Raw genomic sequence first — 21,904 nt, 5'->3', positions numbered from 1 at the left:
GGGCTCAGCCCGCCTCGTTCGGCGGCCAGTTCTGCGTCTTGATCTTGCTGGTCCATTCGAGGAAGTCGGCGAGATCGTTGATCTCGTCGTCGGTCAAATTGAATTGCGGCATCTGCCGTCGGCCTTCGATGCCGGAGGGCTGCGAGGCCATCCAAGCGCGCAGTGTTTCGCGCGCGCCATCCCGATCATCCTTGCCGCCCCACCGGGTCCAGACATTGCCGAGCTCAGGTGCAAAATAGGCACCCTCCCCCAGAAGCGTGTGGCAGTTGATGCAGGCGTTCTTTTCCCAGACATGTTTGCCGCGGGCGACGCTGTCGGTGAGCGTCGCCTCGTCGGTCGAGGTTGTGCGGATGTAGTAGTGGCTGTGGGCCGTGAGCCCCACGAAAATCGCAAAAAAGAATACGGAGCCGCCGTAGAAGACGTTGCGCGCTCCGGTCTTGGTCAGGCGCTCTGCCATGCCTTTGTCCTTCCGTCTGCCGGGCTGGAAAGGCCCGACCTGGTTTCCCCGCCTCGAACGCTCCGGCGATCCCCTCGCCGGCTCTGCGGGATGTCCTTTTCATAGAGAGTGCCGGGCGTCGTTCTTTGCGCTTCGGCAAGCAACCAAGCGAATGTTCAGCTGATCCAGAAAGCCGTCAGGGACCGGGCGAAGGCGGCAGTCAAAAGGATGCAAAGCCAGGCGAGCAGCGCGACCCGCATGGGATGATGTCCGCCACGCAATTCCAGGAAATCGAGGACCACGAGGCGCCCCTTGGCAAAGGCGATGCCCAGAACGGCCAGGATCGGGATGACGGTATCGCCGGCAAGTGCTGAGACGACCGCACCTCCAATCGCAAAGGTGATCAACATGGCGAGGATACCCACCAGTTCTTCGTGTTGTCTGCGGGTCATGACGGTCCTCACGCAAGATAGACGACGGGAAAGACAACGAGCCAGACCAGATCGATCACATGCCAGAGGGTCGCGATCAGCAGGACGTTCTCCCGGGATGGGCGCCAGGCCACCAAAAGCAGGGCGATCGCACCGAAGAAGACGTGCAAGAGATGGAACCCGGTGATCATGAAATAGAGTTCGAAAAAGCTGTCGAGCGTCGCATCGCCGGTAAAACGAGCTTCGCCCCAGTATTCGAAGAGCTTGACGGCGACAAAGCAGAAGCCGAGCCCCGCCGCCACGATCAACGGTCGTTTCACGGTCTCGAGTTCATTGCGTCGCCGCATGGCAACCGCGACCTGATAGCCGCTGACCAGCAGAATGAGCGTGTTTGCACCTGCGATCCCGGGCCTGAGATGCAGACGGGCGAGTTCAAAAGCCTCCACCTGGACGGCAGAGACGACCAGAAAGCCAAAGATCAGGATGCCGAATGCGATCAGCTCGCTCCACACCAGGATCCAGAGCAACAGTTGATCGTCCTTTGCCTCATCGTGGAGGCTCCTATGCATGGCCATGGTTACATCTCCGTTCAGTCCTCGCCCGTTTTAAGGAGAAATCCGAGGCGCTCTTTGTGGGAGCGCAAAGAAGACTGACGAAAGACAAGGCAGACTGCCTCCACAACAGAAGGGAATGACTGACATGACGGATGCACAGATCGGCCTTGTGGTTGCGGCACCTGTGATCATGGGGTTTGCACTCATGCTCAAGCGCATGGGCGTATTGCAGGGCGGGGGCACGCTTGCCGCGGTCCTCGCGTCCTTTGTCATCGGCGTCTTCCTGTTCCTCGGCCAATAGGGAGAGACAGATGGAAACGAACGGAACCAACCTCACTGTTGCCGAGGTCAGGGCGCTGGAAGACAAACATCGCGATCTTCTCGTGCTGTGCCTGCGACTGGAGGAATTCGCGATTGATTTCGACGCCGGCGAGGTCCCGCGCGGCATCGGCAAGGTCGCAAAACATATTGAGCCGCTGATGGCGGCCGCACACACTCTGGAAGAGCAGAAGCTCTATCCCGACCTCCAGGTTCACGCAGGTTCGTGCTTCGGGTCCCTTCTTCTCGATCAGGTGAAGTCCGAACATCGCGTCGACCGACGCGCGGCGCACGAGTTGTCCCTCACCTTGGCCGCCGTCGCTCGCAAACGATGCAGACTGAGCCTGGAGACCGTGGCTCACATGGTGCGCGGTTTCCAGGAAGCCGTACGCCGCCACATCACGGCGGAGCAGATGCTGCTGCAGCAGCTTCTCAGCGTGGAACCCGAGAGACGGGCGTTGCCACGATGAGCCAAGTCTTCCTTGCCCTTGCGGCATTCCTGTTGCTGCATTCGGTGCCAGCCATACCGACCATTCGGGGAAAGCTGACCGCAGCGCTCGGATTGCGTTTCTATCTCCTCGTCTATTCGGCAACCTCCGTGGCACTCCTGATATGGGTTCTGCAGGCAGCCGGGAGCACGGAATACATCGAGATCTGGCAGCCGGACCGCTGGAGCGCCCTTGCCAATCTGGTTCTGTCCCCTGTCGGGCTTTTTCTGGTCACCGCCGGCCTCATCAGCCCCAATCCAGCATCTGTCAGCTTCAGGTCAGGCGCCGCACCCGGCGCGGTCACGGCCATCACGCGCCATCCCGTGTTGTGGGGATTCGTCCTCTGGTCTTTCGGCCATGTCTTGGCAAACGGTGACACCAGATCCCTCCTCGTTTTCGGCGGCCTCGGTCTGTTCTCGACTGTCTGCATCTTCGTCGCCGAAAAACGCGCGCGGCGCAGGATGGGAGCCGCATGGCCATCGATTGCGGAATTGACATCGATGTTTCCGCTGATTGCCTTGGCCTCCGGGCGTTCCAAGCTGCGTCTGGATGCACATCTGGTCGCGGCACTCGCCGGGACGCTGCTGCTGACTCTTTGGCTGCTCATGGGCGGGCATGCCGCACTGTTCGGCGCAGACCCCATCCTCGCCCTGGACATCTGAGGGCACCGGCAATTCCACGCATTCCTTGCTCTGCGTCAAACTTCCCATGCGACGCAGAGGATAACAGGACTGACATTCAATATTTTTTGGCGAGCGGGCTGCCCCACACCATGAAGCCGACAAGCAAGACGAACAGGACTGAAGTCGATCAGGCCGGCTATGTGCCGACCCGTCGCACACTGTGCAAAGGACTGGTCGCCACACTCGCCCTTCCGTTCCTAAACAAGCGGGCGCACGCGACAACGCTCGACCATCTTATCCTCTTCGGGCCTCCCGCCGGGCCGTCGATCACGCTGGCCTATGCGGTCGGCAAGGGCCTGCTGCGCGAGGTCGCCAACAAGGTGGAATTCAAGACATGGCGGACGCCCGATGAAATGCGGGCAGGCCTGTCTTCCGGTTCGATGCACGCAGTGGTCATGCCGACGACGGCAGCGGCGAACCTGCACACGCGCGGGCTTGGGCTGAAGCTGGCCAATGTCATGACCAATGGCCTTCTCTACGTCGTTTCACGCCATGACACGATCACTTCTTTCACCGATCTCGAAGGGCAAAGCGTGACCGTACCATTCCCCAATGACACACCGGAACTCGTTTTCAACGCGGCGCTCGCCCATCATGGGATGGAGGGCAAGGTCAAGCTGGAGCGGGCTGGCACGCCCATTGAAGCCGTGCAAATGCTGCTTGCCGGCCGAATAGACACGGCGCTCCTGCCTGAGCCAGCTGTCTCAGCCGCCATATTCAAGGCCAGTACCGGTAATCAGGCGCTCCATCGGGTGATCGACATGCAACAGGAATGGGGCCTTGTTTCTGCAACATCGCCGGTCATGCCGCAGGCAGGGCTCGCCCTGACGCAGAGCTTCCTGGACGATCATCCGGATCAGGCGAAAGCGCTTCTGGCCAGACTTGCGCAGGCAGCAGCCGCGGTGAACGCCGATCCGGCGGCAGCCGCAAATCAGGCTGCATCGGCCCTCGAACTGCCCTGGCCGGTTCTGGAGGCGTCGATCCCCTATTCGAACCTCGTCGCGGTCGCCGCGCGTGATGCACGCGCGTCGATAGAGACCTTGCTCAAAACCGTGGCAGCGACACACCCTGAAATGATAGGCGGTCGCATGCCTGACGCCTCATTCTATCTCTGAGGCCGGATCATGAAGGGCTTCACGGATCGTGTAGGCAGGATATGCCGCTTTCTCTGGTCCGGCTGGGCGGGTCTCAGCGGCCTCGCGGTCTTTGCTGCCGTCTGGCAGCTCGGAGCGGAAACCTATGGCAGTTTCGTGTTGCCCACTCCGGCAGCCACGATCCGGACCCTGTTCGGCCTGATCGCAAATCCGGACAACCGGCTTCTGGTGCTCTCGACGAGCCTCAGAGCGGTCGCCGGTTTTTCCCTTGCCGCCGTGGTGGGGACGATGGTGGGCGTGTTGGCCGGATATCATCCGGCGGTCATGCGTCTGGCGCGTCCCCAGGTGAGCTTGCTGCTCGGCATCCCGCCAATCGCCTGGATCGTGCTTTTGATGATCTGGTTCGGCATGGGCGCCGGAACGGTCATTGCGACAGCCGCCATCGCCGCCTTGCCGCTCGTGTTCGTCGGTGCAGCCGAGGGCATCCAGACCCGGGACCGGGCGTTGGAGGACATGGCACGCATGGCCGGCCTGTCGCCGCTCATCCGGCTGTTCAAGATATCGCTGCGGCAAATGCTGCACGCCCTGTTTCCCTCGCTGGTCATGGCACTCGGCACGGCCTTCAAGGCAGCCGTCATGGCCGAGCTTCTGGCCAATGCCGGCGGTATAGGAGGCGCACTCGCCAATGCCCGCGCCGCTCTCGATGTGGAAGCGGCCCTTGCCTGGATCCTCCTGTCGGTCATCGCACTGATCAGCGTCGAATATGGAATTGTTCAGCCTTTGCGCGCCGAAGCCGAGGTATGGCGAGAAGCCGCCCGACCCTGGGGCGTGCGCCGATGACCCTCCTCCAGCTCAAGGCCGTAGGCCACGTCTTTCTCGGCCGCGCCGTTCTCGAAAACGTCAGCCTTCATGTCGCACGCGGAGAGATGGTCGCGCTGGTCGGGCCGTCCGGTTGCGGCAAGAGCACGCTTGCTCAGATTGCCGCCGGGCTGATCATCCCACGTCACGGCCAGGTCATACGAGGCTACGCGCGCTGCGCTTTCGTCTTTCAGGAACCGCGCCTCCTCCCTTGGGCGACGGTCGAGGCAAATGTGGCTTTGGGGCTGTCGGGTGTCACTGTTGCGCGAGCCGAGCAAAAAGCGAGAGTTGCTGCCGCCTGTAATCGCGTGTCGCTGGAAGAAAACGACTGGCAAAAGTTTCCATCGCAGTTGTCAGGTGGCATGCGCCAGCGCACCGCACTCGCCCGCGCGCTCGTCGGCAACCCCGATTTCCTCTATTTCGATGAGCCATTCACCGCGCTTGATGCCGCCTTGCGCCGACGGATGCAGGATCTCGTCGTCGCAACGGTCTTAGATAACGGCAAGGGCGGGCTCTTCATCACTCACGACATCCATGAAGCGCTGCGGATCTGCCATCGGATCGCGGTTCTCGATCGCCACGGCCATGGAATTCTCGACTGCGTGACCGTTCCGGAGACGCCCGGAAACCGCAGTGACAAGATGATCTTCGAGACGGCGCGACGGCTGATTTCGGATCATCCGCTGTTTGCCGTCGTGGACGAACATGACGAGCGGAGGCTCGCATGAGCGTGCTGCCAGCCATACGCATCCTTCCCTCGACCGATCTGATCAAGGCCATGTCTGCGGAGGGCCTGCGACTGATGTTTCCGCTTGCCGCTTTTCATGCGGCGATCTGGCCGTTTCTATGGGTGGTGGTCTGGTCCCTCGATCTGCCCTTTGCCGTCTCGTCCCTGCCCGGACAATGGCACGCCGAGGAAATGCTGGTGGGGTCGTTCGGCGGCGCGCTTTTGGGCTTCCTGACCTCTGCCTTGCCGGAATGGACGGATACGCAGCGCATCAGTGGACGCCCGTTGTTCCTTCTCGCGGGCCTCTGGGCCAGCGCGCGTATGCTTGGCTTCCTCGCCGTCGAAAAGGGCTGGCTTCTCGCCCTCGTGTTCGATCAAGCCTGGATCCTGTTCCTGCTTGCCTATGCGCTGCGTCTATCCTGGATCAAGAAAAGCACTGATCTCCTCGGCTTCGTCCTGTTCGTCACTGCCTTTGCCGTCGCCGCAGCCCTCTTGCGGATCGCGATGGCCGTGGAAGCCTATGATCTCTCCGAAAGCGCGATCAGAATTCTCGGGCTCTCACTTCTCGGCCTCCTCGGTCTCGCGCTGGCCCGCATCACCGTACCCGTCACCAATCTGATCCTTGATCCGACGGAAAGGACCTCGCCCTACAGACCGCATCCGGGCCGGGTCCACCTCTCGGCGGGGTTGACCATGCTGCTGATCCTGGCAGAGGCCGCCACGCTCTCGAACGCCGTGCGCGGCTATCTGATGCTGGCCGCCGGCGCGGCCTTCATGGACCGGGTGGCTGAGGGATTTGTCGGGCGCGAAGGGTTCTCCTTCGAGCTTGGCGGCCTTTGGCTGTCGAGCGCGCTCGCCGGCACCGGTCTTCTCGTCTGCGGACTTTCCCTGATTGGTTTGCCATTGCCCTGGCTAGGCGGGCTGCATCTTGCACTGATGGGTGGGCTGGGCCTCGGTGTCCTTCAGGTTCTGTCGCTCGCGGGTCTCATCCATACCGGTCAACTGTTGCGTTTCTCCTGGACGACCCGGCTGTCGATCCTGCTCTTCGTATTCTCGGTGCTTCTGCGCGTCCTCCCGGAATTCACACCTACTCTTACCCTGCCCTTCGGCCCGCACGGTCTCGCGGCGACGCTGTATTCGCTTTCATTCCTGCTTCGGGCCAAGGCCTATATTCCTCTGCTCTGGTCGCCGGAAACGGTGGATCAGGAAAGGTGCTGACATGACCACAATCCCCGGCCCCTCTATCATCAGGCGTCTCCTCTCCGGTGGATTCCGCCTGTTCTTTCCGGGCAGCGCGCTGCTCGCCGCCCTCTCCATTGCAATCTGGGTTCCCTGGTTTCTCGGCTTCCTGCATGTCCCGACCCTGTTGCCCCCGGTTGCCTGGCACCAGCACGAACTTCTGTTCGGCTTCGTCCCGGCCGTGATATCAGGCTTTCTTCTGACAGCCGTTCCCAATTGGACCGGCAGGCCTGGCCTGAAGGGCCTGCCTCTTTTGGCGCTCTTTCTCCTCTGGATCGCCGGACGGCTGGCGATCAGTTTTTCGGAATGGACGGGCATGCTCGGTGCGACGCTCGTTGCGCTTTCCTTCCTGCCGGTATTGGCCATCTTCGTTCTGAGGGAACTCGTCGCGGCATCGAACCGACGAAACTATAAGATCGTCGCCGTCCTCGCTCTCCTCAGCGCCGCGCAGGTCCTGTTCCATTATGAAATCGAGCGCTACGGGCGGGTCGAGATTTCCGACCGACTGGCTCTTTCCGCCATTCTCATCCTTGTCTCACTCGTCGCAGGACGCATCATCCCGGCATTCACCGGCAACTGGCTGAAGGCGCACAATCCAGGACGGATGCCCGAAAACTTCGCCCGTTTCGATCTTGCAGTCATGATCCTTTCAGGTCTGGCCCTTGCGATGTGGATCGCGGTAGCCGCCGGTCTGGAGAACCTCGGCTCTGCCGCCGGGGGCCTGATGGTCCTGACGGGCATCGCACATCTCGTCAGACAGGCCAGGTGGTGCTCCGACCGCACGCTGCGCGAGCCGCTCGTGACCATCCTGCATATCGGCTATCTCTTCATCCCCGTCGGCTTCCTGCTGACCGGCCTGTCGATGCTCGTAGACCACTCAGGGCTTGTCTCTGCAGGCATCCATGCTTGGACGACGGGCGGCATCGGCGTCGTGACGCTCGCGGTGATGACCCGCGCCACCAGAGGCCATACAGGCCAGGCGCTGGCGTCGCCGCCCACGACAACCTGGCTCATCTATGCACCAATCATTCTCTCGGCTTTGCTGAGGATCCTTGTCGCGCTCTCGACTCAGCACACCATGCTGCTATTGCCGATCGCCGGCATGGCGTGGATCATTGCGTTCCTGGGCTATGTCGTCTTTTACATGCCGCTGATATCTCGGAAGGGATAGATAGGAGGTGCCTTTCCGACCTTACCCTCTCCACTCCGGTATCGATAGTGTATCGGTCAAGCCGAGAAGATCCACGGCGCGTGCCGCGATATGGGCGACGATATCCTCGACGGTCGCGGGATTGCGGTAGAAGGCGGGAACCGGCGGCATCACCATCGCACCCATCTCGGTCACGGTGACCATATTGCGCAGATGGCCGAGGTGAAGCGGCGTTTCGCGGGCAAGAAGCACCAGCCTGCGGCGCTCCTTGAGCTGCACATCGGCGGCGCGAATGAGGAGATTGTCGGTCATCCCCGTCGCGATCGCGGCAAGAGACCGCATCGAACATGGGGCGACGATCATGCCGGCCGTGCGGAACGAACCGCTGGCGATCGAGGCTCCGATATCGCCTTCCGGATGGAAATGATCGGCAAGGGCGATGAGCCGCCCAAGCGCCTCGTCGCCCGCCTCATGTGCAATCGTCCGGCGCGCTGCTGACGTCACGACGAGATGCAGTTCCACATCATCCATAGCGGCCAGCAGCCGGCCGATTTCTAGACCGATCGCGGCCCCCGAAGCACCTGATATCCCGAGTACGACACGCCTCATCGTGGTTGGTTCGCTCTCGCGCTGCCCGATCCAAGTCCGAGTTCGTCCCAGATCGTATCGACGCGCGCAGAGACCTCGGGCGTCATCCGGAGAACCCGACCCCATTCCCGATCGGTCTCTGCGCCAAGCTTGTTGGTGGCATCGAGACCGAGCTTCCCGCCGAGCCCCGGCTTGGGAGAGGCAAAATCGAGATAGTCGATGGGTGTGCCGTCCACCACCACCATGTCGCGCGAAGCATCGAACCGGGTGGAAAGCGCCCAGATCACATCGCTCCAGTTTCTGACATCAACGTCGGGATCGACCACGACGATGAGCTTGGTATAGCTGAACTGCGGCAGCATTGACCAAAGCCCGAGCATGATCCGGCGCGCCTGCCCCGGATACCGCTTGTCGATAGAAACGACGATTGCCCGGTAGGAGCAGGCCTCGGGCGGCAAATGAAGATCGACGATTTCCGGAAACTGCCGCTTCACGAGCGGCAGGAACAAGGCATTCATCGCCTCGCCGAGCACCGAAGGCTCGTCAGGTGGACGGCCCGTGAAGGTCGAGAGGTACACCGGATCCTGGCGCATCGTCATCGCGCTCAAGGTCATGACGGGAAACGGCTCGACGGAATTGTAGTAACCGGTGTGATCGCCGTAAGGCCCCTCGGGTGCCGTCTCCACCACTGATACGGTCCCTTCTAGCACAATTTCCGCCGTGGCTGGAATATCGAGTGGCTGGGTGAGCGCCCGCACCACACGGCTGCGCTTTCCTCTGAGCACGCCGGCGAATGAAAGCTCGCTGATGGCCTCCGGCAGCGGCATGACAGCAGAGAGGATCGTCTGAGGATCAGCACCGATCACGACCGCAATGGGCATGTCGTTACCAGTGGCCTGCCACTGCCTGAAATGTTTCGCCGCGCCGCGGTGGGCGAGCCACCGCGTGATCAGGCGCCTGCGATCGAGCGCTTGTAGCCGGTAGACGCCGACATTGACATCTTTCGGATCGGAAGGCGACGCCGTGACGACCTTTCCCCAGGTGATCAGCGGTGCAGGTTCGCCTGGCCAGCACCACTGGATCGGCAGCCGATTGAGATCGACGGCCTCGCCTTCGAAGACGACATCCTGGCATTCCGCCTGTGACACCCGCCGGCATCCCAGTGCCATGGCCGACCGAAGCAGGGGCAGTTTGTTCACGGCATCCCGGAGCGAGGAAGGCGGTCTCGGCTCGCGCAGTTCGGCGAGCACTTCCGCAAGATCGCCGATCTTGCCGTCGCCGATCCCGTAGCCGAGCTCTATGCGCTCGCGCGTGCCGAACAGATTGGCGAGCAGAGGTATATCCGACATTGAGCCATCCGGCCGGACCGGACGCTCGAAGAGCAAGGCTGGGCCTCCTTCGGCCAGAACCCTTCGGTGGATTTCGGTAACCTCATGGACGAGGCTGACCGGCTCAGAGATACGCTTGAGCCGTCCCCGCTTTTCCAGTTCCGTGATGAAAGCTTGCAGGCCGTCGTAGCGACGCGGCGGTGTGATCTGTGTCATGCGGACCGCTATGGCTCGCGGATTCGCTTGCGTCTTTGCGCTGGCGCAATCTCGATTGTGGGGCGCTCCCCTAGGTTTGCGCCGGTTCAAACCATCAAAATTGGCGCAATGCAGATTTCCTCCCTTCTGGCTCTCCCGCTCAAAGCCGTGCCACTCATGCCCGTCGAACGCGTGGCGCGCCGTCTCTTCCAGCTCCTGCTCTCGGCCCATGGCGACATGTTCGATCGTCTGGGTGACTATAAAGGCTGCCGCTTCTCGTTTGCGCCAACTGACCTGCCGCTTGTCTTCCTGATCGAGCCTGACATTCCTCGCTTGACGGTGGTGCGCAAGGGCGACGCTTTCGCCGCCAATGCAGGTGTCGAGGCCCCTCTGGTGATGCTGCTGGCGCTGCTTGAAGGACGCTGCGATGCCGATGCTCTGTTCTTCTCCCGCGATCTGCGCGTGACCGGAGACATAGAGGCCATCCTTGCCATGCGAAACGCACTCGACGACTGCGACATAGACCTGCCACGCGACCTGGCCCGTATCGGCGGACCGGCAAGCGGTTTGGTTCGAAAAATGGCCGAGGAGATCCGCAGACAGTCGCTGAAGGAGATGCCGTAATGGAACTGATCTGTCCGGCGGGAACACCAGCGGCTTTCCGCGAAGCCGTCGATGCGGGTGCCGATGCGGTCTATTGCGGTTTCCGCGACGAGACCAATGCCCGCAATTTTCCAGGCCTCAATTTCAGCCGCGAGGAACTGCGCGACGCCATTGCCTATGCCCGCCAAAAGGGCTGCATGACATTCGTTGCCCTCAATACCTTCATACGGGCCGGCGACGAGGAAATTTGGTATCGGGCGGCGGCTGACGCAGTCAGGCTGGGTGCCGATGCACTGATCCTGGCGGATTTCGGTCTGATGGCGCATGTCAGGGAACGCTATCCGGAGCAGCGGTTGCATGTGTCGGTCCAGGCGTCTGCCTCCAATCCCGAGGCGATCAACTTTCTCGTCGAGGCCTTCGACGCAAAGCGGGTCGTCTTGCCGCGAACGCTGACGATCAGCGACATCGCTCGCATCGGCCGCAAGGTCAGATGCGAGATCGAGGTCTTCGTTTTCGGCGGCCTTTGCGTCATGGCCGAAGGACGCTGCTCGCTCTCGTCCTACGCCACCGGCAAATCACCGAACATGCACGGCGTCTGCTCCCCGGCGAGCCATGTACGGTATCGGCAAGACGGCGCCGACATGGTCTCGGAGCTCGGAACCTATACGATCAACCGGTTCAGCCAGGGCGAGGCCGCCGGTTATCCGACGCTTTGCAAGGGGCGCTTCGACATCGGCGATGCCCGTGGCTACGCCTTCGAGGACCCCGTATCCCTGGATGTCATGGGCGAAATCGAAGCCCTGAAGGATGCCGGTGTCTCCGCCTTGAAAATCGAGGGACGCCAGCGCGGCAAGGCCTATGTCGCCGAGGTCGTATCCACGTTACGCCAGGTGCTCGCAACCGCCCCCTCGGGACGGGGTCCGTTGCTGACCCGGTTGAGAGCGCTGAGCGAAGGGCAGAAGACCACGGTCGGTGCCTATGAAAAGCGCTGGAGATGAACATGAGCGAACTGACTCTGGGGCCCGTCTACTATCTCTGGGACGGCCCGAAATGGCGCGATTTCTATTTTCGGATGGCAGATGAGGCACCGGTCGATCGCGTCATCCTCGGCGAGACCGTCTGCTCCAAGCGGCAGCATTTCATCGAGCCCTACGTGGCGGATGTGGTGGAACGCCTGGAACGGGCAGGAAAATCAGTGGTCATTTCGTCGCTCGCGCTGGTTACGCTGGAGCGCGAAAGCCGTATCGTGAAAGACCTGATCGAAACCTCCGACCATCCGATTGAGGTCAACGACCTCTCCGCTATCGGCCTGATCCAGGATCGGCGCCACCTCGTCGGTCCCTTGGTCAATGTCTATAACGGCCCAACGGCACGCTTGCTGGCGCGACGCGGGGCAGACCGCATCTGTCTTCCGCCGGAGCTTCCGTTTCGCTCCATCGCAGAGATCGCCGCCGACGTGCCTGACGTGGCTCTGGAAGTCCTGGTGTTCGGCCGCTTGCCGCTTGCCATTTCGGCGCGCTGCGCCCATGCCCGTTCGAAAGGCAGGATCAAGGACAATTGCCAGTTCGTCTGCGGCGACGAGCCGGATGGTCTGCCAATCAAGACGCTCGACCGCCAGTCCTTCCTCGTGCTGAACGGCGTGCAGACCATGTCTCACACCTGTCAACTCCTGCTCAGCGAACTGAAAGAACTGCAAGAAGCCGGTATCAACGCCTTCCGCCTCTCGCCACAGGACTGCGACATGACACGTATTGCTTCCATCTTCAGGGCAATGCTGAGCGGCAGCGTGGGGGCCGACGAAGCTACAGCGTTGATCGGGGATGCTTATCCCACAGCCAAGTTTTCCAATGGCTTTCATCACGCGCGAGAGGGAGCGGCCTGGGTATCACGAGCGAAAAACAATCCGCACGCGGCCTGATGCTTTGGGGACAAGAGAGCCAAACTTGTTTGCGAAAGCGCAACGACCGTATCGGCATTCGCCACCATAGTCGGCACCACAGCAGTAACGCATTGCAGTGCAAGCATGGTGAACCCAATGGAAGTCGACGCAAATCAGACGGTCGCAACGATCGCCACAACGCTGCCCGGTGCAGCCGCTCTTTTCCGCCGTCACGGCATCAGCTTCTGCTGCGGTGGATCCGACAGCATCGCGTCTGCGGCCGAAGCTGCAGGGCTTTCATCGGAAGTCCTGGTCGGCGAATTGCAGGGCCTTGTCGCCGCTGCCTCGGCAGAAGCACCGGATGGAACTATCGATCTGATCCATCACCTCAGGACACGCTACCACGACACCCACCGTGCGGAACTTATCTCACTGATCCCGCTCGCAGCCAAGATCGAGCGCGTCCATGGCGATCATCCCGATGCACCCATCGGACTGGTCAATCTCCTTGAGCGCATCCAGAGCGACCTGCACAGCCATATGCATCGCGAGGAGCTCATGCTCTTCCCGCTCATGGAACGCGGGGATCATCAAGCTCTGAGCAGATCGATCGAACAGATGCGCTACGAGCATGATGTGGAGGCACAGCATCTGGCGGAACTCGAGCACGTCACGGGGGGATTTCATCTTCCGGAAGGTGCCTGCAATTCGTGGCGTGCACTTTACACGGGCGCAAAGAAGTTCGCCGACGATCTGGTTCAGCACATGCATCTGGAAAATGAAGTGCTCTTTTCACGCTTCACCGGCGAGACCGCCTAGGGCGTCGCCATCAAGGCATACGAAAAATATGATGAAGTATCTGAAGTTGCGCCAAGGCAGTAAACCTGAGAGGCTCGCTCCTCCAGTCGTTTCGAGATCGCGCCGCGAACAGGCCTGTGACACCATCTGCGATATGCATGAGTGCGTTATCAGCGGCAGTGTGGGAACCGATACTGTCGGCTATTTTATGGACCGGATGCTGTCGCTTGAACCTCGACACACAGGCGACAGGCGATGACCCGCCCATCCATATTTACCAAAGTCCTTGTATCAGGAACTTGCGCGCAAAACGCGCAATTCTTGACTATCGTACTGGCCACATACGCGTCGGATTGACGCACGTTAGAGTTTATTCGAGGCAACCTTGGCAATCGTCAAACCGGCGTCGGACACGTTAGGCAAGTCTTTACCCGGACACATCAATCCTCACTAAAACTCACATCGTATCATGATGTTACGATACTCGGCATGATGCCTCAACTCAGGACATACTGAAAGATGCGCATCACCGACTTTTCGATCAGCAAACGCCTCTGGCTTGCGATCATGATCCCCCTGGTTGCAGCACTCACCCTTGCCTCGATGGAGTTTCTGAACTCGTGGCGCTCCTACCAGCAGATGCAAATCGTCGTCAAAGTGAGCGAGAACATTTCGGCGATGGGCGAGATGATCCACGTGCTTCAGGGAGAGCGGGGGCAGAGCGCTGGATATATCGGATCAAAGGGCAGCACGGACAAGCAACCGCTAGTCACAGCGCGCCAGTTGACGGATGAAGCTCTGGCAAAATTGCCAGATCTCGCAGATGCCTTGGCGGACGTCGACAACGCGGAGCTTAACCGTCGCTGGAGCTCCGCACAGGACACATTGAAAAGCCTCGCCGGCACCAGGCGATCCATCGACAACCTTTCCTTCACCGGAAAACAGTCCTTCGACTTCTACAGCGGCCTGATTGGCGAGCTTTCGGGCATCGCCTCGGAACTGTCCCTCCAGGGTGTCGGCTCGAGGATCGCCGCCGAAATGATTGCCTATAACCTGCTCATGCAGGCAAAGGAGATTGCGGGCCAGGAACGCGCTACCGGCAACACCTTCATCACGTCAGGCGACATTGACCCCGAGCGCATCGCTCCCTTTGCCCGCATGGCTGGTGCGCAGAACATTCTGATCGACAATTTCCTCGCCCTGCAACAGAAGGAACGGCAGTCCGCCTACGCTTCCCAGCTATCCATACCCGCATTGAAAGAAATCGAAACCACGCGATCGACCTTGATTGGGGCTGGTTCAACAGCCGCCAGCGACTTGACTGCCGATCGCTGGTTTGCAGCCGCCAGTCAGCGCATTGACGCAATGAAGGCTCTGGAAAGCGCAAGCCTCGAACGTCTCGGCAACGAGGCACGCGCTATCGCCGCAGCCGCATTCACTCGGCTCGGAACGGTTCTGATCCTTTGCATCGTCGGGGCCATTCTGGTCATCGCCTTGTCGGTGTTTCTGGCAGGAACCATCAGCCGTCCGCTGAAGGCACTCGTCAATTCGATGCGCAGATTGGCGGAGGGTTACCTCGAACCCACCGGGCAATCTGCCCACCGTAAGGACGAAGTCGGAGACATGATCAAAGCGGTAGAAGTCTTCCGCCTTTCTGCGATCCGAAATCGCGAACTGGAACTGGAGGCAGAGCGTGCGCGCGACGAGGCCGAACGCGACCGAGTTAACATGCAAATCGCAGCGGAGGCTGAGGCCGAAGCACGCATGAACAAGGCAACCGGCACACTGGCCCAGGCCTTGAGAAAGCTTGCTTCCGGCGACCTTCTTTGCGAGGTGACCGAGGCCTTTGCACCGCAGTTCGAAGAACTTCGCCATGACTTCAATCGCTCGGTGGTGCAGTTGCGGCAAGCACTGGTCGGCGTTGGCCAATCGGTGGCGACTGTCACCGGCGGAGCATCCGAGGTCTCTTCGGCATCGGATGACCTGTCGAGGCGCACCGAGCAGCAGGCCGCCTCGCTTGAAGAGACGGCCGCTGCACTGGAACAGATCACAGCCAATGTCACGGCCACTTCAAAACGCTCGGATTTGGCCCGAAGCGTAACGAAGAGCGCACGCGAAAGAGCAAGTCGATCCGGTGAAGTGGTACGAAACGCCGTGGCGGCGATGGACAAGATCGAGCAGGCATCGAGCCAGATCAGTCAAATAATCGGTGTGATCGACCAGATTGCCTTCCAGACAAACCTGCTCGCTCTCAATGCGGGCGTCGAGGCAGCCCGCGCCGGCGAGGCCGGCAAGGGGTTTGCTGTGGTTGCCCAGGAAGTCCGGGAGCTGGCCCAGCGTTCGGCGCAGGCAGCCCAAGAAATCTCGGGGCTCATCGACAATTCTGAGTTGGCTGTTCGCCAAGGCGTCGACCTAGTCTCCGAGACCGGCACCGGACTGGCCGAAATTGGTGAGCTCGTGCAGGAAGCCGCAAGCCATGTGGACGCCATCGCGATCGCAGCGCAGGAACAGGCAGTCGGCCTTTCGCAGGTCAATGTCGCGGTGAACCATCTGGATCAATCGACACAACAGAACGCGGCCATGGTGGAAGAGATGAACGCTGCCGGCGCAGCCTTGGCCAGCGAAAGCGCCACCCTTCAGAGCCTGCTTCTTGGCTTCCGCTTGACCTCACCTGCCGATGGCAACATGGTCCCAGAAAGGATGAGGGTCTGAATCGACTTAGATCAGATATCCTCAAGCACGACGGACGACAGAGCGGTCCGGAGCCGGTGCTCATGCCGTTCGCAGTTCGGAGCGTTGAGCCCTGCTAACTGACGCCATCAAACGTCTGCTCGAGCTATTCCTCGGGCCATCGCGGCGATTAAGTCGGTTCGCGTGACAATACCGATGAGCTTCCCATAATCCAGGATGGGAACCGCATCGACATCTGTATCGCCCAACAAAGGCAACAACGCCCCGAGTGGCGTTGTTGCAATAGCGCGAGGGACCGTGACGCTCATGATGTCGATTGCTCGTATTGGCCTGTCCCTTTCCGGGTCGATCAGCCTTCGCAGAGCGGGGATGAGACCTCGATCAAGGCGAAGTGCATCTTCCCTTGCTCGGCTGATGAGATGCACCTGGAAGATGATGCCTATGAATCGCTGCTTCTCGTCGACCACGGGTAGCGATGTAAAACGATGACGCCGGAAGAGATCAGCGACTGTGCCCAAATCTGTGTTTGCCTTCACCGTAATCAGGTTCGAGGACATGATGGCGGCCGCAGTTGGAGTGCCGGTCTGGTGTGCTGCCGCCTGGAGCTCCGCTGCACCGATAAGACGTGCCAGATCTTCAACGCCGAGATTGAATGACTGTCGATACCGTTGAAGGATATCGCTTAGCTCAGCTTCGGAAAGGCCCAGCCGTTCAACAGCGATCCTGTCAGATGTCCCATGCCTGTTCTGCTGGTCGAATTGACGAAATGGATAGCGGCGCCCTGTCAGCCGGGCATAGGCGATCGCAATCAGGACGAGGCTGGCCGTGCCCGTGGCAATTGGCGCAAGCGCGAACCAGAATCCAAGATGCTCCACAGCTTCCGGGCTCATGGCAGCAGTCATGGCAACGGCTCCTGCCGGCGGATGTACCGCTCGCAGCATGAACGTCACGATGATCGCAAGAGCGACAGCAACGGCGATCCGTAACGCTGGCTCGTGGATAAACATCGAGATTGCCACGCCGGCAAGAGCTGCGACAGTATTGCCGATGACTGCAGACCATGGCTGAGCAAGTGGACTGTTGGGAACGGCAAACAGGAGAACGGCACTCGCGCCGAGCGGTGCGACAAGGTAGAGGCCACTTTCGAGATCGACGCCGGGAGACAGCAAGAAATAGCCGGTCAACCAAAGCCCCATGAAAGCTCCAAGGCCCGCGCGCAGAGCCTCCAACGGAGCAGTGCCAGTCACTGCCGGCCCAAATGAACGTAAGAACTGCAATTGAATGATTCCGATCGATCGAAAGCACAAACTTTCAGCAATTGATTGAAGTTTCAACCGGCTGCTCGCGCTCCGAGCCGCCTTGATCCCAGAGCACCAACTATGGTCCGCCCTCTCACAATATCAAGTTTCTCCGATCGTTGGCGGAAGGTCAGGATCGACGTTTGACCGAGGCTTTTCCACGCGACCAGCACCGCGAGCGCGCATGGTTCAACACGTTGAACGAGGCCTATGTGAAGGCACGGTATTCTAAGCATTTCGAGATCAGCGAAGAGGCTTTGGTCTGGCTCCACGAGCGAACGGTCGTATTGCTCGATCTGGTCAGGCAAGTATGCGCCGAAAGGCTTCAGTTGCTGGCTCGCAATGAATGAACGATGCCGGTGTGTAGGGAGTGTTCGGGCCTCTAAAGTCTAACATTGGATCCGATCTCTGCATTCTTCCGAGTTCGACAACCGATCATTCTTCGTCCCCCGGATCAAAGCCGCGCTTGTGCGAGATCCGGGTGTACAATGAAGAACATCGGAGCTTTCAGCATCGCGGCGACCGCAGCTCGCGAAAGCGGGAATTCTCGTCACGCCAGGGTCGGAACAAAGGAAGCCGCAGGAGCCTTAGCGGAGCGACCCGAAAGGGTCAGGCGGGACCGACTTCACACAGGCTTGGCGTTCCGCATGAAACGCGCCAATTAGACGTGCGAGCTGTGTCTTGATGCAAGTCGTTCGCTAGGATCAGCATCGGCAATAGACGTAGATCTGCGAAGCCTCCGCCTTGAACGGATTCGAACAGGCGCCCCGCCTGAGTCCTGCTTCAGCGCCAGCTTTTTGCAATCGATGGCCGATTACGCATGCGCCCAACAGCTGATCAGCGAAGCAGTGCCGACGGCCGTCCACCATCATCTGGATGATGGATGTTGAAATCCACCCCGTAGATGCGCTTGAGGTGATCGGGCGTCATGATGTCACTTGGCGATCCTCTGGCGATGAGGCTACCGTCCCGGAGCGCAATGATCTCATCACAGTAGCGGCTCGCCATGTTGATATCGTGGAGAACCATGACGAGGGAGAGCCCCCTCACCTTGGTGAGTGTATGGACGAGATCGAGCACCGCGATCTGATGTGCAATGTCGAGTGCCGAAATGGGTTCGTCGAGCAGGAGACATTTCGTATCCTGTGCGATGAGCGCGGCGATCCAGGCGCGCTGCTGTTCGCCCCCGGACAGCGTTTCGACGGAACGCTCCGCAAGCGTCGTGGTTTGCGTGAGGTCGAGTGCTTCCTCCACCTTTTCTTCATCCAGCCTGCCAAAAGCGCCAAGAGGACCATGCCAGGGATAACGTCCGAACTTGACGAGCTCGCGGACGCTGGTTCCTGCGGGCACCGGCGTCTGTTGTGGGAGGTAAGCAAGGTGCCTGGCGAATTCGCGGTTCGACCAAGTTTCCAACCGGCGTTCATCCAACAGAATTTGTCCGGTGCTGGGCCTGATCTGCAGGGCCAGCAGCCGGACCAGAGTGGATTTGCCTGAGCCGTTGTGTCCGATGAGACCGATTGTTTTGCCCGCCGCAAGGTCCAGATCCAGCGGCTGCAGGATCGTGCGGCCGGTAACGCTGAAGGAAACTCCCTGCAAGGAGAACTTCGGCGCCATCTGTGCGGGGACCGGTGTTGGAAGCGGCATGGGAATATGTCTCCTGCTATCGCTGGAATAGAATGGTTTGCAATGACAAGGGCTATCTGCTCACTGTCTCTGCTGACGGCGCAGTTGCCAGAGGAACCAGGGTCCGGCGACGAGCGCGGCCAACAGGCTCGGCGAAAGCGCCCAGGGCCAGACAAGATTACGGCTTAGCCACTCCGCGAGCGTCATCAGCAATGCGCCGATGAGACCGCTTGCAACGCATGCCTCTGCTGCCTTGCGAAAACCCAGGATTGCGGCGGCATGGGGCACCATCAGGCCGAGGAAACTGATTGGACCGACAACCATGGTACCGGCGGCCGTCAGGATCGCGGCGAGAGCAATTCCGGCCCCGCGCACGACGGCCACCCGCAGACCGAACCCCGTGGAGGCCGCATCGCCCAGCGTTATCAGGTCCATCTGCCGATGGAGCAAAAGGCAGGCTAGGAGACCGGCACAACCCACCAGGCATGCAGCGACCGACGTTGCAAGATTCACGCCTGCGGTCATGCCTGAAAACCATCCGAGGAGTGCGGCGCCTCTTTGTCCGCCACCGGCAAGCGCGATGACGAGCATGGCATTCGCCATGCTTGCGAGGCCGACGCCGAGCAGCAGCATGCGCGTGGGCTCAAACCGCGCTCGAAGCCCGAGCAATGTCACGACCAACAGGGCGGCAATGGCGCCTAGAGAGGTGACTGCCAGTTTTGTTGCAACCCCGAGCGTCGGCAGGATGACGATAGCGACCGCAAGAGCGAGGCCGGCACCGTGGCTGATGCCAAGAAGATCGGGGCTGGCAAGGGGGTTGCGCAGCAAGCGCTGCAAAATGAAGCCCGCGACCGCGAGGCAGAGGCCAGCACCGCTTGCTGCCAGGAGCGGCGGAAGGCGCCATCGCCAGACCAGAGCCAGATCGTCCCACCCCGCCAGTGACCATCCTTCCGGTCCTCGTCCCACGAATGCGGCGATCCCGAATGCAGCCAACAGAAGCAATGCCAGAATCATGAGCTGCTTAACATTCCCATGCCCGCGTACCGCGAAGGCGAGCGTGAACGGCCTAGACGCGTTGAGCGTGGCCTTTCGCGCAAGAAAAACCAGCAACGGCCCCGCCAGGAGCCCTGCAGCCGCGCCGACCGGCAGATCGCCCACCACGCTGGAGAGCAAACGCATGACCTGGTCCGTCAGAAGCAGAAGCAGAGCGCCCGTCACACCGCAGCGGATCAACCCCGCCTGCGTCTCGCGCCAGATCGCGCGTGCAAGCGCCGGGGCCGCCAGCCCCACGAGACCGATCTGGCCAAACTCTGCTGTGACGGACGCGGCCAGCAGCGAGGCGATGAGAAGCAGGATCAGCTTTACCGTGCGCACCGAAAGACCGAGGCTCGCGGCCGCACCATCCCCAAGAGAGAGCAGCCGTAGCGGTCGTTCCAGGAGAAGAATCGGACTGAGAGAGAGAGCGGCTAGCGCCGCCAGGCGAAGCGACGGAACCCAGCCACTCTGCTGCAGCGAACCGGCCTGCCAAGTCAGGAGATTGCTGAGAAAATCATGATTGAAAAGGACAAGGCCTGCATAGGCAGCGTTGCAGAAGAGATTGATCATCACACCGGCCAGCACCAGTGTCTGGGACGAAAGGTTAGGCCCCCAGGCAACGGCGAAAGCCGTTGCAAGTGCTATGAGCGCGCCGGCAAGTGCTACGATTTGATATCCGTGTGACCATAAGACCGGGGCAAAGACCAGCGATGCGGCGAGACAGAGTGCCGCTCCTCCGGAGATGCCGAGGAGGGACGGTTCGGCAAGCGGATTGTCGAAGGTTCTCTGAAACACACCGCCCGCCAACCCCAGAAGGCAGCCGGAAACCAGCGCGGCAACAATGCGCGGCAAAGTCGCGTAGAAGAGGACGGCCGGTTCTTTGACCTGGACGATGGCCAGCGCGGCAAGAGCAAGAGCCGGCAAAGCCAGCAGGGAGATCAGGACGAGGCCACGCGGTAGACCGCGTCGGGCAAGGGTGAAGCTCATGGTATACCAGCTCCGAAGGGATTTTGAAGCGCGCGCGCCAAAGCCTCGGCAAGATGAAGCGTCGAAATACATCCCCCGAACGGATAGAACTGCTGCATGCGCACCACGCGTCCTTCTCGAACCGCGGGAAGCCGATGCCAAAGCTGACTGTCGGCCAGGGCCCTGTTCGTCTGCGGAGCAAGTGACGGGATCTCGATCTGCATAAAAACGGCATCGTCCAGCGTCATCAGCTGATCGAACCCGACCTGAATGAAACCATTGGCGTTGGTTGGTCCCTGCCACGCATTTTTTAGACGAAGACGGGTGACCACCGAGCCGGGCATACTGCCATTGCCGTAAACCATGGCGCGGCTGCCGCTTTGATCCGGCAGCAAAATGCAAACCGGCCGCGCAGGTGAAACGCTGGCGGCAAGGCCCTGCATTCGCTGTTCTATGTTTGACAGGACGGCCTCGACTTGACTGGACGGAAGGCCCGCAGCACGTCCGCATTGACGCAGAATGGCTGCCGCCCGCCCGTAAGCCTTATCGCCGGTCATATCCTCGACCACCTCGACAGGCGCGATCTCGCTGAGACGCGGCGTCATGAACAGGCTAGCAGCGCCAATGAAAATGAGGTCCGGGCGGAGCCTGTCCAGCAGTTCCAGGTTGACTTCCCAGAAGGGCCCGATGTCGTGGGTCGCGACGGGCAGGAGTTGCGGCATGCGTTGGTTGTAGTAGCCAGTATCGGCAACGGCGAGCGGCGTGACCCCCAAGGCAAGAAGCGACTCGGCGGCAGCCCAATCCACGGCGGCAATGCGCGTTGCGTCCTCGGCCAGAACTGGCATCGAAGGCAGAAGAGCGGCAAGGCTACCGGTGATGAAAAAGCGTCTGTTCAACATGACCTTCGTGGAGGCGCGACCTT

The 21,904-nt window shown here is 60.7% G+C and carries 22 protein-coding genes and 1 pseudogene; 14 read left to right on the top strand and 9 right to left on the bottom strand.

The window, feature by feature from the left end:
* Positions 1-4: 4 nt before the first annotated feature.
* The 3 genes from DFO46_RS00280 to DFO46_RS00270 all read right to left on the bottom strand — a co-directional run bounded on the left by DFO46_RS00280 (position 5) and on the right by DFO46_RS00270 (position 1,442).
* Positions 5-457 (bottom strand): cytochrome c, encoded by a 453-nt coding sequence (locus DFO46_RS00280; RefSeq protein ID WP_110792350.1) that lies wholly within the window; start codon positions 455-457, stop codon positions 5-7.
* 155 nt (positions 458-612) lie between these two features.
* Positions 613-888: a cytochrome C oxidase subunit IV family protein gene (locus DFO46_RS00275; protein ID WP_120275920.1), complete on the bottom strand. Its 276-nt coding sequence runs from the start codon at positions 886-888 to the stop codon at positions 613-615.
* An 8-nt stretch (positions 889-896) separates the two neighbouring features.
* Positions 897-1,442 carry a cytochrome c oxidase subunit 3 gene (locus DFO46_RS00270; protein WP_120275919.1) on the bottom strand — a complete coding sequence of 182 codons (546 nt, stop codon included), beginning with the start codon at positions 1,440-1,442 and terminating at the stop codon, positions 897-899.
* A 115-nt stretch (positions 1,443-1,557) separates the two neighbouring features.
* On the opposite strand from DFO46_RS00270, the gene DFO46_RS23820 reads away from it, so the two are divergent.
* The 8 genes from DFO46_RS23820 (at position 1,558) to DFO46_RS00235 (ending at position 7,999) form a co-directional block, all read left to right on the top strand.
* Entirely contained in the window at positions 1,558-1,722 is a 165-nt protein-coding gene (locus DFO46_RS23820; protein ID WP_183041944.1) for a hypothetical protein, read from the top strand.
* 10 nt (positions 1,723-1,732) lie between these two features.
* Entirely contained in the window at positions 1,733-2,209 is a 477-nt protein-coding gene (locus DFO46_RS00265) for a hemerythrin domain-containing protein (protein WP_120275918.1), read from the top strand.
* Positions 2,206-2,889, top strand: coding sequence for an NnrU family protein (locus DFO46_RS00260; RefSeq protein WP_120275917.1), 684 nt, complete (start codon positions 2,206-2,208; stop codon positions 2,887-2,889). Before DFO46_RS00265 ends, DFO46_RS00260 begins: the two co-directional genes overlap by 4 nt.
* A 110-nt stretch (positions 2,890-2,999) precedes the next feature.
* On the top strand, positions 3,000-4,025 hold the full coding sequence (locus DFO46_RS00255) for an ABC transporter substrate-binding protein (protein ID WP_120275916.1): 1,026 nt from the start codon (positions 3,000-3,002) through the stop codon (positions 4,023-4,025).
* Positions 4,026-4,034: 9 nt separating this feature from the next.
* Complete coding sequence (locus DFO46_RS00250; RefSeq protein ID WP_120275915.1) at positions 4,035-4,844, top strand: ABC transporter permease subunit; 810 nt, start codon at positions 4,035-4,037, stop codon at positions 4,842-4,844.
* The gene (locus tag DFO46_RS00245) at positions 4,841-5,590 is read left to right on the top strand and encodes an ATP-binding cassette domain-containing protein (RefSeq protein ID WP_120278080.1); all 750 of its coding nucleotides are present in this window, start codon (positions 4,841-4,843) and stop codon (positions 5,588-5,590) included. Before DFO46_RS00250 ends, DFO46_RS00245 begins: the two co-directional genes overlap by 4 nt.
* Positions 5,587-6,807 carry an NnrS family protein gene (locus DFO46_RS00240; RefSeq protein ID WP_120275914.1) on the top strand — a complete coding sequence of 407 codons (1,221 nt, stop codon included), beginning with the start codon at positions 5,587-5,589 and terminating at the stop codon, positions 6,805-6,807. Before DFO46_RS00245 ends, DFO46_RS00240 begins: the two co-directional genes overlap by 4 nt.
* Position 6,808: 1 nt before the next feature.
* Entirely contained in the window at positions 6,809-7,999 is a 1,191-nt protein-coding gene (locus tag DFO46_RS00235) for an NnrS family protein (RefSeq protein ID WP_120275913.1), read from the top strand.
* Between the two features lie 21 nt (positions 8,000-8,020).
* Here DFO46_RS00235 and DFO46_RS00230 read toward each other — a convergent pair whose 3' ends face one another.
* Together DFO46_RS00230 and DFO46_RS00225 are read right to left on the bottom strand one after the other, a co-directional pair.
* Complete coding sequence (locus DFO46_RS00230; protein ID WP_120275912.1) at positions 8,021-8,587, bottom strand: UbiX family flavin prenyltransferase; 567 nt, start codon at positions 8,585-8,587, stop codon at positions 8,021-8,023.
* Positions 8,584-10,110 (bottom strand): UbiD family decarboxylase, encoded by a 1,527-nt coding sequence (locus tag DFO46_RS00225; protein WP_120275911.1) that lies wholly within the window; start codon positions 10,108-10,110, stop codon positions 8,584-8,586. Before DFO46_RS00225 ends, DFO46_RS00230 begins: the two co-directional genes overlap by 4 nt.
* 108 nt (positions 10,111-10,218) lie before the next feature.
* Between DFO46_RS00225 and DFO46_RS00220 the strand changes: the two genes are divergently transcribed.
* The 5 genes from DFO46_RS00220 (at position 10,219) to DFO46_RS23815 (ending at position 16,081) form a co-directional block, all read left to right on the top strand.
* The gene (locus tag DFO46_RS00220) at positions 10,219-10,713 is read left to right on the top strand and encodes an SCP2 sterol-binding domain-containing protein (RefSeq protein WP_120275910.1); all 495 of its coding nucleotides are present in this window, start codon (positions 10,219-10,221) and stop codon (positions 10,711-10,713) included.
* Positions 10,713-11,690, top strand: coding sequence for a peptidase U32 family protein (locus DFO46_RS00215; protein WP_120275909.1), 978 nt, complete (start codon positions 10,713-10,715; stop codon positions 11,688-11,690). The genes DFO46_RS00220 and DFO46_RS00215 overlap by 1 nt, the downstream gene beginning before the upstream one ends.
* Entirely contained in the window at positions 11,687-12,610 is a 924-nt protein-coding gene (locus tag DFO46_RS00210) for a U32 family peptidase (protein WP_120275908.1), read from the top strand. Before DFO46_RS00215 ends, DFO46_RS00210 begins: the two co-directional genes overlap by 4 nt.
* Before the next feature lie 117 nt (positions 12,611-12,727).
* Entirely contained in the window at positions 12,728-13,390 is a 663-nt protein-coding gene (gene ric / locus DFO46_RS00205; protein WP_120275907.1) for an iron-sulfur cluster repair di-iron protein, read from the top strand.
* Between the two features lie 498 nt (positions 13,391-13,888).
* Positions 13,889-16,081 (top strand): methyl-accepting chemotaxis protein, encoded by a 2,193-nt coding sequence (locus DFO46_RS23815; RefSeq protein ID WP_245422483.1) that lies wholly within the window; start codon positions 13,889-13,891, stop codon positions 16,079-16,081.
* Between the two features lie 107 nt (positions 16,082-16,188).
* Here the strand turns inward: DFO46_RS23815 and DFO46_RS00195 are convergent, their stop codons facing one another.
* Positions 16,189-17,394 carry an HPP family protein gene (locus DFO46_RS00195; RefSeq protein WP_245422482.1) on the bottom strand — a complete coding sequence of 402 codons (1,206 nt, stop codon included), beginning with the start codon at positions 17,392-17,394 and terminating at the stop codon, positions 16,189-16,191.
* 38 nt (positions 17,395-17,432) lie between these two features.
* On the opposite strand from DFO46_RS00195, the pseudogene DFO46_RS00190 reads away from it, so the two are divergent.
* Positions 17,433-17,708 (top strand): annotated as a pseudogene (locus tag DFO46_RS00190) (nucleotidyltransferase); the annotation flags it as partial.
* 487 nt (positions 17,709-18,195) lie between these two features.
* On the opposite strand, the gene DFO46_RS00185 reads toward DFO46_RS00190, so the two are convergent.
* The 3 genes from DFO46_RS00185 to DFO46_RS00175 form a co-directional block, all read right to left on the bottom strand.
* Positions 18,196-18,972, bottom strand: coding sequence for an ATP-binding cassette domain-containing protein (locus tag DFO46_RS00185; RefSeq protein WP_245422481.1), 777 nt, complete (start codon positions 18,970-18,972; stop codon positions 18,196-18,198).
* A gap of 90 nt (positions 18,973-19,062) precedes the next feature.
* On the bottom strand, positions 19,063-21,003 hold the full coding sequence (fhuB, locus tag DFO46_RS00180) for a Fe(3+)-hydroxamate ABC transporter permease FhuB (RefSeq protein ID WP_120275904.1): 1,941 nt from the start codon (positions 21,001-21,003) through the stop codon (positions 19,063-19,065).
* Positions 21,000-21,881 carry an ABC transporter substrate-binding protein gene (locus DFO46_RS00175; RefSeq protein WP_120278078.1) on the bottom strand — a complete coding sequence of 294 codons (882 nt, stop codon included), beginning with the start codon at positions 21,879-21,881 and terminating at the stop codon, positions 21,000-21,002. The genes fhuB and DFO46_RS00175 overlap by 4 nt, the downstream gene beginning before the upstream one ends.
* Positions 21,882-21,904: the final 23 nt, after the last annotated feature.

This window comes from Rhizobium sp. AG855 (assembly GCF_003610655.1).
Classification (GTDB): domain Bacteria; phylum Pseudomonadota; class Alphaproteobacteria; order Rhizobiales; family Rhizobiaceae; genus Allorhizobium; species Allorhizobium wuzhouense.
Note: the sequence above shows the minus strand (reverse complement) of the source record. Positions and strands in the feature narration are given on the sequence as shown.